Genomic DNA, 11,333 nt, shown 5'->3' with positions numbered 1-11,333 from the left:
CACCCGGACCATCAGCGCCAGGGCCTGGGGCGGCGGCTGATCGCGGCGGCCATCGACTGGGCCCGGGCCGGGGGGCACCGCAACCTGACCCTGACCACCTTCGAGCACGTGCCCTGGAACGGGCCCTTCTACGCCCGGCTCGGTTTCCGGCGGCTGGCGGAGGCCGAGCTGGATGAACGGCTGGCCCGGCAGCTGGCCGGCGAGCGCAGCCTGGGGCTCAAGGGCCGGGTGGCCATGGCCCTGGCGCTGTAGACTTTAACCACGGCACCGGGCGGAAGCCGTGGTTTAGTGCCTGCCGCGTCCGGAGCTATGCTGAAAAGAGTCTAATGGCACCTGGCCCATCGCCAAGGAGGCCCCATGCCGCGAGATCTCCAGTCACTCGGGGAGCCGGTCGTGTTTGAAACGGCGGCGGAGCACGTTTGCACCGATGTGCCGGTGTTCGCCCCCGACTGCCGGGCCGCCGAGGCCCGGCAGGGGCTGACCGGGCGTCGTTACGAATGCGCCAGCCACGTGGTGGTGTGCCGGGACGGCCGGCTCTGCGGCATGGTGCGCATCGAGGATCTGCTGCCCGCTCCCGATCATGTCACCCTGGCAACGCTGATGGAACAGGATCCGCCCGTGGTGGCACCGGGGGTGGATCAGGAGGTGGTGGCCTGGCGGGCGGTGCGCCATGCGGAGTCGGCCCTCGGCATGGTGGACGGGGAGGGGCGCTTCGTGGGCCTGATCCCGCCCTACCGGATGCTGGCGGTGCTGCTGGCCGAGCACGAGGAGGATCTCACCCGCCTGGGCGGCTTTACCAAAAGCACCGAGGCGGCGCGCTCCTCCAGCGAGGAGCCGGTGCCGCGCCGCTTCCGCCACCGGCTGCCCTGGCTGCTGGTGGGCCTGCTCGGCGCCCTGATCGCCGCCGATCTGGTCGGCTGGTTCGAATCCCAGCTGCAGCGCACCCTGATGCTGGCCTTCTTCATCCCCGGCCTGGTCTACCTGGCGGACGCGGTGGGTACCCAAACCGAAACCGTGGTGGTGCGTGGCCTTTCGGTGGGCGTGGCCATGCGCACCATGGTCAGGCGGGAGCTGCTGGCGGGCCTGGCCATCGGCCTGGTGCTGGCGCTGGTGGCCGGCCCCCTGGTGTGGCTGCGCTGGAGCGACCCGACGGTGGCCCTGTGCGTGGGCCTGGCGGTGCTGGCCGCCTGCTCCACCGCCACCATCACCGCCATGGGGCTGCCCTGGCTGCTGTACCGCGCCGGGATGGACCCGGCCTTCGGCAGCGGCCCCCTGGCCACCGTGATCCAGGACTTGTCGACTATCCTTATCTACTTCGCCATCGTCACCGCCGTGATCGGCTGATCCTGTTTTTCTCCAACACCGTGCCGGCCGGTTGGTGCCGGCGGGCCTGATGCGCAGGGGGGCAGCGTATTCGATGACCGAGCAAAACCACTGGCAATTGATCCCGGCGCAGGACTTCTGCTGCCCATCGCCACCGGCGGTGACCCGGCTCCGCCAGGGCTGGTTGCGGCTGCTGCGTCTGCTCCGCCTGCACGCCGCCGAGGCGGAGCCGGAGCAGGAAGAGGCCGATCTGCCCGACTACCAGGCCTACGATCGCCGCCCGGCGGTGGCCGCTCTGGACGAGCGGCTCGGCTCCTGGCGGCAGGAGGCCCAGGCCGGGGCCTGCTTCCTGCTGGATCCGCCCTACAGCGGCACCGCCGCCATCGCCCGCGACTGGGCCGACCTGCATGGCTGGCGCACCCTGACTCCGCCGAATACTACCAGCCTGGAGCGGGCCGATGTGGAGCAATGGTGGCGCGGCCAGCGCGGAAGCGGCCCCTGGCTTATCGACGATCTGGCCCGTTATCTGTTGCGTACGGTCGAGGGCATGGACTTTGTGTGCGCCCTGCTGCCCCGGCTGTTGCAGGGCGAGCTGGGGCAGGGGCTGGTGGTGTGCGACAGCTGGATGTTCGCCTTTGTCGGACGGGCTTGGCCGCTGCGCCTGCCCCGGGTGTACTGCTTCGCGCCGGTGGGCCCCGGCCGGCTGCGTCAGCTCGGGGTGCGGGCGTCGGACAAGGTACTGTGCCGGCTGGCGGCGCGGGCCAGGGGTAACCCGGGGCTGGCCCTGGCGCTGTGGACGGTGGAGCGGCAGGCAAAGCAGGAGCTGCCCGAACTGCCGTCCGAGGCCGACGACGTTACCGCCTTCGTGCTCTATACCCTGCTATTGCACCGGGGGTTGGGCGTGGCGTTGCTGCAGCGGGTGCTGCCGGTGGTGTCGCCGGATCTGCTCAACGTGCAGCTGCTGCGCCTGGAGCAGTGCGGCATAGTACTGCGGGAAGAGGAACGCTGGCGAGTGAGCATCCACGGCTACCTGGTGGTGCGGGATTTTCTCACCGAGCGCGATTTCTGGCCGGACGGCTTTTAAGACGGGAGGACGACGGCATGGACAGGGAACAACTGGCCGGGCTCTTTCAGCACATCACCGGTGCCGCCCTGGTGGAGGCCCTGGCGGTGGCGGGGGCGGCGCTGCTGCTCATCTGGCTCAGCCAGCGGCTGCTGCCCTGGCTGGCGGCGCGGCTGCACAGCGAACGCCGGCTGTTCGTGCTGGCGCTGATGCCGACCATCCGCCTGCTGGTGCTGCTGGGCGCCCTGCTGTGGATAGTGCCGCTGTTCTTGGCGCCCACGCTGCAGAACATGGTGGCCATACTGGGGGCGGCGGGCCTGGCCATCGGCTTCGCCCTCAAGGACTATGTGAGCAGCCTGATCGCCGGCATAGTGGCGGCCTACGAGCACCCCTACCGGCCCGGCGACTGGATAGAGGTGGATGGCTGCTACGGCGAGGTGCGCCATATCGGCATGCGGGCGGTGGAGATCGTCACCCCCGACGACACCCTGGTGTACGTGCCGCACCAGAAGCTGTGGACCGGCCTTATCCACAACGCCAACAACGGCGGCGCCAGCCTGATGTGCGTGGCCCATTTCTACCTGGAGCCGGAGCACGACGCCCACCAGGTGCGCCGGGTACTGGAGCAGGTGGCCCTGTCCAGCCCCTATGTGAAGCTGGCCAAGCCGATCTCGGTGGTGCTGGCGGAGCGGCCCTGGGGCACCCACTATCGCATCAAGGCCTACCCCATGGATCCGCGCCAGCAGTTCCAGTTTGTTTCCGATCTCAGCGCCCGCGGCAAGGACAGCCTGCGCCGGTTGCCGGTGCGCTTTGCCCGGATCCGGCCCGAACCGGACCAGAACCTAAGCTGACAGGAGGCAACCATGCCGCGTTTACAGCATAAAACCGCCCTTATCACCGGCGCGGCCCGGGGCATCGGCGAGGCCATGGCCCGCGCCTTCGTGGCCGAGGGCGCCCTCGTCTACCTCACCGACATCGACGACGACCGGGGCCGTGCCCTGGCCGCCGACCTGGGCGAGCGGGCCCGCTACCGGCGGCTGGACGTACGCCGGGAGGCCGACTGGCAAGCGGTGACCGAGGCCATACTGGCGGAAGCCGGGGGATTGCAGGTGGTGGTGAACAACGCCGGCATCACCGGCTTCGAGCAGGGGATGGTGGCCCAGGATCCCGAGCACGCCTCCCTGGCCGACTGGCACAGTGTGCACAGCACCAACCTGGACGGCGTTTTCCTCGGCTGCAAGTACGCCATCCGTGCCATGCGCCGCTGCGGCGGCGCGGGCGCCATCATCAACATCTCGTCCCGCTCCGGCCTGGTGGGCATTCCCGGTGCCGCCGCCTACGCCTCCTCCAAGGCGGCGGTGCGCAACCACACCAAGACGGTGGCGCTCTACTGTGCCGAGCAGGGGCTGGCCATCCGCTGCAATTCCATCCACCCGGCGGCCATCCTCACTCCCATGTGGGAGCCGGTGCTGGGCACGGGGCCGGAGCGGGAGCAGCGGCTGCGCGACTTTGTGCAGGACTGCCCCCAGCGCCGCTTCGGCCGCCCGGAGGAGGTGGCGGCCCTGGCGGTGATGCTGGCCTCGGACGAGGTGCCCTACATGACCGGCGCCGAGCTCAACATCGACGGCGGCATACTGGCGGGCTCGGCCGCCCGGCCCGCTGCCTGAGCCCCGCCCCCGCGCCAACCCGCATGGATTTGGCATATAACCCGAGGGGGTCATAGCGATGATCAGACTAAGAGCCGCCCGCCCCCCCGATCTGACCCTGCTGCGCCGCTGGGACCAGGCACCCCAGGTGCGGGCGGCGGATCCCAACGACGACTGCCTGGTGTTTCGCCTGGCGCGGGCCGACTGGCGGCCGGGGGAGGGCGCGTGATCATCCGGCCCTTCGACCCCGCCACCGATCTGCCCGGGCTGCGGACCTGCGTGCACGAATTGCAGGAGGCGGAGCGGGCGCTGGACCCGCGTCTGCCGGCGGGAGATCTTGTCCTGGAGCCCTACCTCGCCGAGCTGTTCCGCCGCTGTGCGCGGTGCGCGGGCCGGATACTGGTGGCGGAGCGGGCCGGTGTGGTGGCTGGCTTCGTGGCGGTGCTGACCCGGGTGGTGAGCGAGGAGCCGGACGACGGCGGCCTGGAATATGGCCTGATCAGCGATCTGCATGTTCGTGCACCCTGGCGCCGGCGTGGCCTGGGCCGGCAGTTGCTCGCCGCCGCCGAGGCCCAGGCTCGGCAGGAAGGGGTACGCTGGTTGCGCATCGGGGTGCTGGCCGCCAACGCGCCTGCCCTGGCCCTCTACCGCGCCGCCGGCTTCAAGGCGCATCTGGTGGAGCTGGAAAAAGACCTGTAACGCAGGCACAGCCCGACCCGCGCCGCCTGTTCAGCCGTGCGCCTTTTTCACCCCGTGGCGTGGCATGCCCGTCCGGGGGTTCCCGCTGCGCGGGAAGGCAGGCGGGCCGTTAAGGCGCCATCTAAACTTCTCCTATTGTGGCGTGCCCGGCTAAGTACCGGAGCGCGGGGGAGGGAGCATGAGTACGGAACAACGGGGCCCGGGATGAAAAAGCTGCTGTGGGTGGGGGTGGGCCTGCTGCTGGCCCTGCCCATCGTCGGCACCCTGGTGCTGATCAAGGCGCTGCAGTTCGGCGCCATGGGCGCGGCCGCGGCCCAGATGCAGATGCCGCCGGAGCCGGTGAACGCCGAACTGGTGCGCGAGGCCGAGTGGCATCCGGAGCTGCAGGCGGTGGGCTCGGTGGTGGCGGTGCAGGGCACGGTGATCCGCACCGAGGCCGAGGGCCTGGTGCGGGAGATCCGCTTCGAGGCCGGGGCCCCGGTCAAGGCCGGGGATGAACTGGTGCGGCTCGACAGCGACATCGAGCGGGCCCAGCTGCGCGAGGCCGAGGCCGCCGCCGCCCTGGCGCGGCAGTCCTTCCGGCGGGCCCGGGAACTGGCCCGCAGCCGCAACATCTCCCAGGGTGAACTCGACGCCGCCGCCTCCGCCGTGCAGCAGGCCGAGGCCCGGGCCGACATGATCCGTGCCCTGATCGCCAAGAAGACCCTGAGCGCCCCCTTCGACGGCCGGCTCGGCATCCGCCGCGTCAGCGTCGGCCAGTTCCTCGACAAGGGCAGCCCGGTGGTGTCGCTGCACTCCCTCGATCCCGTCTATGTCGAGTTTTCCCTGCCCCAGCCGCAACTGGCCGAGCTGGCCGACGGGCTGCCGGTCCGGGTGTGGTCCGACGCCTATCCCGAACGGCCCTTCGAGGGGCGGGTTACTGCCTTCAACCCGGATCTCGATCCCCAGACCCGCAGCGTGCGGGTGCAGGCCACCCTGGCCAATCCCGAGGGCCGGCTGCGCCCGGGCATGTTCGTGTCGGTGCTGCTGTTGCCCGGGCGCACCGAGCGGGTGCTGCTGATCCCTATTACGGCGGTGCAGCACGGCCCCTACGGCGACGCCGGCTTTGTGATCGAGCCGGACGGGCAGGGCGAAAACACCCCCAGGGTACAGCAGCGGCTGGTGCGGCTGGGGGGCCGACGGGGGGATTTCGTGGCGGTCAGCGAGGGGCTGGCGGCGGGCGAGCAGGTGGTGTCGACCGGGGTGTTCAAGCTGCGCACCGGCATGGCGGTGGTGGTCGACAACCGGTTGGCGCCGGAATTCCGGCTCGATCCCGACCCCGGCAACAGCTGAGCGCGCCGTCATGAAGGCCTTTACCGATCTCTTCATCCACCGGCCGGTGCTGGCGCTGGTGGTCAATATCGTCATCGTCATCGCCGGGCTGCAGGCCTGGTGGTCGCTCAACGTGCGCCAGTATCCCCAGAGCGAGAACGCCTCCGTTATCGTCGCCACCCCCTATGTGGGGGCCAGCGCCGAGGTGGTGCGCGGCTTCGTCACCACCGCCATCGAGGGCGCCATCGCCTCCGCCGACGGCATCGACTATGTGGAGTCGAAGAGCCTGCTCGGGCTGTCGCTGGTCACCGCCCGGCTCAAGCTCAACTACGAGCCGACCAAGGCGCTGGCCGACATCACCGCCAAGGTCAACCAGGTGCGCAACGAACTGCCGGCGGAGGCGGAGCTGCCTTCCATCAGCGTGCAGTCGGCGGACTCCGAGTTCGCCGCCGCCTACCTGAGCTTTTCCTCGTCCAGCCTGTCCCAGAGCGACATCACTGACTACCTGGTGCGGGTGGTGCAGCCCCGGCTGGCGGCCCTGGCCGGGGTGCAGCGGGCCGAGATCTTCGGGGCGCGCACCTTTGCCATGCGGGTCTGGCTGCAGCCGGAGCGGATGGCGGCGCTCAACGTCAGCCCGGCCCAGGTGCGCGCCGCCCTGGCGGCCAACAACTTTATCTCGGCGGTGGGCAGCACCAAGGGCGCCCTGGTGCAGGTGTACCTCACCGCCAACACCGATCTGCATACGGTGGAGCAGTTCCGCCAGCTGGTGATCCGCCGGGAGAACGACACCATAGTGCGGCTGCAGGATCTGGCCGAGGTGGAGCTGGGCGCCGAGGACTACGACACCGAGGTCAGCTTCAACGGCGAGACGGCGGTGTTCATGGGTATTTTCCCCCTGCCCAATACCAACACCATCGAGGTGATCCAGGGGGTGCGGGTCGACCTGGACGCGCTCGGGCCGGAGCTGCCGCCGGGGCTGGAGGCCCGCCTGGCCTACGACGCCTCCGAGTACATCGACAACGCCATCCGCGAGGTGGTGGGCACCCTGATTGACACCCTGAGCATAGTGGTGGTGGTCATCTTCCTGTTCCTGGGCTCGGTGCGTTCGGTGCTGGTGCCGGTGGTGGCGATACCGGTGTCGCTGATCGGCGCCGTCTTCCTGATGCAGACCCTGGGCTTCACCCTCAACCTGCTTACCCTGCTGGCCATAGTGCTGTCGGTGGGCCTGGTGGTGGACGACGCCATAGTAGTGGTGGAAAACGTCGAGCGCCACCTGCGCGAGGGGCGCACCCCGCAGGAGGCGGCCCTGGTGGGGGCGAGGGAGCTGATTGGCCCCATTATCACCATGACCATCACCCTGGCGGCGGTCTACACTCCCATCGGCCTGCAGGGCGGGCTCACCGGCGCCCTGTTCCGGGAGTTCGCCCTCACCCTGGCCGGGGCCGTCACCATCTCCGGCCTGGTGGCGCTGACCCTGTCGCCGATGATGAGCGCCCGCCTGCTGCGCAGCGCCGAGCGGGAGGAGCGGGGCCTGACCGGCTGGATCAACCACCGCTTCGACCGGCTGCGCGCGCGCTACGGCCGGGTGCTGGATCACAGCCTGAACGGCCGGCCGGCGGTCTATGCCCTGTGGGCGGCGCTCAGCCTGGCGGTGGTGCCCATGTACCTGTTTTCGCCCAAGGAGCTGGCGCCGCTCGAGGATCAGGGCTTTATGTTCGCCATCATCAACAACGCCGCCAACGCCTCGGCGGATCAGAAGATCCACTTCGGCCGGGCGGCGGAGCGGGTGTTCCTCGAGGCGCCCGAGCGGGAGCTGACCTTCCAGATCCTGCTGTCGCCCTCGGACCCGTTCGCCGCGGCCATGGGGGTGGGCGGTTTCAGCGGCATGGTGGTCAGCCCCTGGGGTGAGCGCGAGCGCACCATTTCCGACATCGTGCCCGAGATACAGGCCGGGCTGTCGGCCATTCCCGGCCTGCAGATCTTCGCCGGCCAGCCGCCGGCCCTGCCCGGGGGCAGCAACTTCCCGGTGGAATTCATCATCGCCGCCACCGCCGAGCCGGAGCAGATGCTGGCCTATGCGGAGCGTCTGCAGCAGGCGGCGATGGAAAGCGGCCTGTTCTACTTTCCGCCCGAAATCGATCTCAAGGTCGACCAGCCGCAGACCGAAATTGTGCTCGATCACCAGAAAGTGGCGGCCCTGGGGCTGACCCAGCAGCAGGTGGGCGCCGATCTGGGGGCGGCCCTGGGGGGCAACTATGTCAACCGTTTCAACGTGCGCGGCCGCGCCTACAAGGTGATCCCCCAGCTGGCGCGGGTGGAGCGGCTCAACCCGGAGCAGCTCAAGGATATCCACGTCACCGGCCCCGACGGCGGCCTGGTGCCGCTCAGCGCCTTCGCCACCCTGCGCCACAGCACGGTGCCGCGCTCCCTCAACCGCTTCCAGCAGCTCAACGCCATCAAGCTGTCGGGCATGACCGCCCGGCTGGACGAGGGCCTGGGGGTGCTGGAGCAGGCGGCGCGGGACATACTGCCGGCGGACTACAGCGTCAACTACACCGGCGAGTCGCGCCAGTTGCGCACCGAGGGCGGCCGCTTCCTGCCGGCCCTGGGGCTGGCGGTACTGATGATCTTCCTGGTGCTGGCGGTGCAGTTCAATTCCTTCCGCGATCCCTTCGTCATCCTGCTGGGCTCGGTGCCCCTGGCCATGTTCGGCGCCCTGGTGTTCACCCTGCTGAAGATGCCCAACCCGGACCTGCCTTACTGGACCGACGGCTGGACCACCACCATGAACATCTATGCCCAGGTGGGGCTGGTGACCCTGGTGGGACTGATCGCCAAGAACGGCATCCTGATCGTGGAGTTCGCCAACAAGCTGCAGGAGCGGGGCCTGGCCAAGCGGGCGGCCATCGAGGAGGCGGCCATGACCCGGCTGCGGCCGGTGCTGATGACCTCCATGGCCACGGTGGCGGGGCATTTTCCGCTGATCCTGGTGGACGGCCCGGGGGCGGCGGCGCGCAATTCCATCGGCCTGGTGCTGGTGGGTGGCATGGCCATCGGCACCTTCTTCACCCTGTTCGTGGTGCCCTCGCTCTATATGCTGCTGGCCCGGTCGCATGGCGGTGAGCCCCGGTAGGGGCAAATTTATTCGGCCAAATATGAAGCAAGGAGGTCCGCTGCAAGGGGCCCTTGGGGCGCGGGCGGCCCGCCCGCATGGCGGGTGGTGCCGGTGGTTTGGGCGTGGTTTTGGGGCCAGGAGGTTCCCGCTTCGCGGGAATGCAGGCGGGCCGCCTGCGCTCCAGGTCACATAAGGGCGGCCGACAGCGTTTTTTGGATCGACTTCAGTCGACCGGACCCCGGTGCCGGTGCCTCCTATACTGAGGGGACGCATCTTCAACCGGACCCCGGGAGGCCCCATGACCCAATCACTCCGCTTCGGTGGCGGGCGCAATATCGCGCTCAAGGTTCCGCCCCACCAGTTCGAGGCCACGGTGGCCTTTTACCGCGACGTGCTGGCGCTGCGCCAGGTCGACAAACAGCTGCCGTCGGTGGCCTTCGAGTTCGGCGCCTGCCAGCTGTGGATAGACCAGGTGCCCGGGCTCAGCCAGGCCGAAACCTGGCTCGAGGTGATCACCAACGATCTCGAGGGCGCCGCCGAACACCTGCAGGCCGCCGGCGTGGTGCGCCGGGACGAAATCGAGCCGCTGCCGGAAGGCTTTGCCGCCTTCTGGATAGCCAACCCGGCCCAGATCATCCACCTGCTCTGCCAGGATGAGGCATCCCTAGGCTGACCCATCACCTTCAACAAGGAGCTCCTTATGCCCCAGGCCATCTACGTCAACCTGCCGGTGGCGGACCTGCCCCGTGCCATGCGCTTTTTCGAGGCGCTGGGCTTCGCGTTCAACCCCCGCTTCACCAACGAGCAGGCCGCCGCCCTGGTGATTTCCGACACCATCTTCGCCATGCTGCACACCCCCGACAGCTTCCGGCGCTTTACCCGCAAGCCGATCGCCGACGCCGCCAGCACCACCGAGGTACTGCTGGCGCTGCAGCTGGAAAGCCGCACCCGGGTCGACGAGCTGATGGCCAAGGTGCTGGCCGCCGGCGGCCGGGAAGCGCGGGAACCGGAAGAGTACGACTTTATGTACGGCCGCGCCTTCGAAGACCCGGACGGTCATATCTGGGAACTGTTCTGGATGGACGCCGCCGACGAGGCGGAGTCGCCCTGAGGCGGTGCCTTGCCGGTGAAAAGGTCCGTTGAAACGGACCCTTGACACCCGCCGTCTCTCCGTAGGGTCGAATTTATTCGACCGAACCCGGCGCCGACGGCGGAACTGTCCTTGGAGCGCGGGCGGCCCGCCCGCATGAACCCGGCGCCGGCGGTGGGGTGGTTCACTGAAGTGGACCTACGGCAGATCCGCCGTCTTCGCGCCGCCCTTTCCCGCCCCGCCGGGCCTTGTTACCATCCCGGCCTTGTCTTCCGCTTTTTTCCGTTTGCCGTTTCACCTGCCCGGCGCGTCCGTTCGGCGCTATCATGGGTGTCGAACGGAGCGGTATAAGGAACCCAGATGCAGCATGACGACAACCTCGCCCCCGGCCTGATGGTGGTGCACGGCAACCAGCTGGAGGCATTGCGCGAGCTGGCGGTGACCTGGATGCGGCGCTATCCCCTGGCGCCGCTCGAGAACGAGGTGATCCTGGTGCAGAGCAACGGCATCGCCCAGTGGCTCAAGCTGGCCCTGGCCGAGCACCGCAGCGGCGGCATCGCCGCCGCCGTGCAGGTGGAGCTGCCAGCGCGCTTTTTGTGGACGAGCTACCGGGCCGTGCTCGGCAGCGACAGCATTCCCCGCCAGTCGCCGCTTGACAAGGCACCGCTCACCTGGCGGCTGATGCGGCTGTTGCCGGGGCTGCTGGCCGAGGCCGTGTTTGCGCCCCTGCACCGCTTTTTGCAGGACGACGCCGACTACCGCAAGCGCTACCAGCTGGCCGAGCGGCTGGCGGACCTGTTCGATCAGTACCAGGTCTACCGGGCCGACTGGCTGGCCGCCTGGGCCGAGGGGCGGGACGAGATAGTCAGCCTGCGCCGGGGCCGGGTGGCCCTGGATCCGGCGGTGCGCTGGCAGCCGGCCCCCCCCCCCGGCCCCCGCGGGCCGCCCCGCGGGCCCGTGGAACCTGTGCCTGGCGGACCGGTCCGCCAGCCGCCCGGCCCACCGGTGGCGGCGGTGGGAGGCGGCCTCCGCCGCGCTCCAACGGCGGGGGGGGGGGCCCCACGGCGCGGGCGGGCGGCCCCGCGC

At 69.5% G+C, this 11,333-nt stretch carries 12 protein-coding genes; all 12 read left to right on the top strand.

The features are described 5' to 3' along the window. A partial coding sequence (locus tag CGX12_RS17415; protein WP_142995666.1) for a GNAT family N-acetyltransferase occupies positions 1-252 on the top strand: 252 nt, incomplete at its 5' end. A 105-nt stretch (positions 253-357) separates the two neighbouring features. After that, positions 358-1,344, top strand: coding sequence for a magnesium transporter (locus tag CGX12_RS17410; protein WP_094041106.1), 987 nt, complete (start codon positions 358-360; stop codon positions 1,342-1,344). Positions 1,345-1,417: 73 nt separating this feature from the next. Beyond that, positions 1,418-2,407, top strand: a complete 990-nt coding sequence (locus CGX12_RS17405) for a hypothetical protein (protein WP_142995665.1) — start codon at positions 1,418-1,420, stop codon at positions 2,405-2,407. 17 nt (positions 2,408-2,424) lie between these two features. Beyond that, the gene (locus CGX12_RS17400) at positions 2,425-3,237 is read left to right on the top strand and encodes a mechanosensitive ion channel family protein (protein WP_094041104.1); all 813 of its coding nucleotides are present in this window, start codon (positions 2,425-2,427) and stop codon (positions 3,235-3,237) included. A gap of 12 nt (positions 3,238-3,249) precedes the next feature. Further along, positions 3,250-4,053: an SDR family oxidoreductase gene (locus tag CGX12_RS17395; RefSeq protein ID WP_094041103.1), complete on the top strand. Its 804-nt coding sequence runs from the start codon at positions 3,250-3,252 to the stop codon at positions 4,051-4,053. Between the two features lie 58 nt (positions 4,054-4,111). Further along, positions 4,112-4,261, top strand: coding sequence for a hypothetical protein (locus CGX12_RS19950; protein WP_176442105.1), 150 nt, complete (start codon positions 4,112-4,114; stop codon positions 4,259-4,261). Then, positions 4,258-4,731: a GNAT family N-acetyltransferase gene (locus CGX12_RS17390; protein ID WP_176442104.1), complete on the top strand. Its 474-nt coding sequence runs from the start codon at positions 4,258-4,260 to the stop codon at positions 4,729-4,731. The genes CGX12_RS19950 and CGX12_RS17390 overlap by 4 nt, the downstream gene beginning before the upstream one ends. A gap of 204 nt (positions 4,732-4,935) precedes the next feature. Then, positions 4,936-6,063: an efflux RND transporter periplasmic adaptor subunit gene (locus CGX12_RS17385; RefSeq protein ID WP_094041101.1), complete on the top strand. Its 1,128-nt coding sequence runs from the start codon at positions 4,936-4,938 to the stop codon at positions 6,061-6,063. 10 nt (positions 6,064-6,073) lie between these two features. After that, entirely contained in the window at positions 6,074-9,175 is a 3,102-nt protein-coding gene (locus CGX12_RS17380; RefSeq protein WP_094041100.1) for an efflux RND transporter permease subunit, read from the top strand. A 280-nt stretch (positions 9,176-9,455) separates the two neighbouring features. Beyond that, the gene (locus CGX12_RS17375; protein WP_094041099.1) at positions 9,456-9,830 is read left to right on the top strand and encodes a VOC family protein; all 375 of its coding nucleotides are present in this window, start codon (positions 9,456-9,458) and stop codon (positions 9,828-9,830) included. A gap of 27 nt (positions 9,831-9,857) precedes the next feature. Beyond that, entirely contained in the window at positions 9,858-10,268 is a 411-nt protein-coding gene (locus CGX12_RS17370) for a VOC family protein (protein ID WP_094041098.1), read from the top strand. Between the two features lie 339 nt (positions 10,269-10,607). After that, the coding region (locus CGX12_RS17365) for an exodeoxyribonuclease V subunit gamma (protein ID WP_142995663.1) at positions 10,608-11,333 on the top strand (726 nt) is incomplete at its 3' end.

The organism is Zobellella denitrificans (genome assembly GCF_002237365.1).
Lineage (GTDB): Bacteria > Pseudomonadota > Gammaproteobacteria > Enterobacterales > Aeromonadaceae > Oceanimonas > Oceanimonas denitrificans.
The sequence above is the reverse complement of the archived record's forward strand: the minus strand, read 5'-3'. Positions and strand labels throughout refer to the sequence as shown.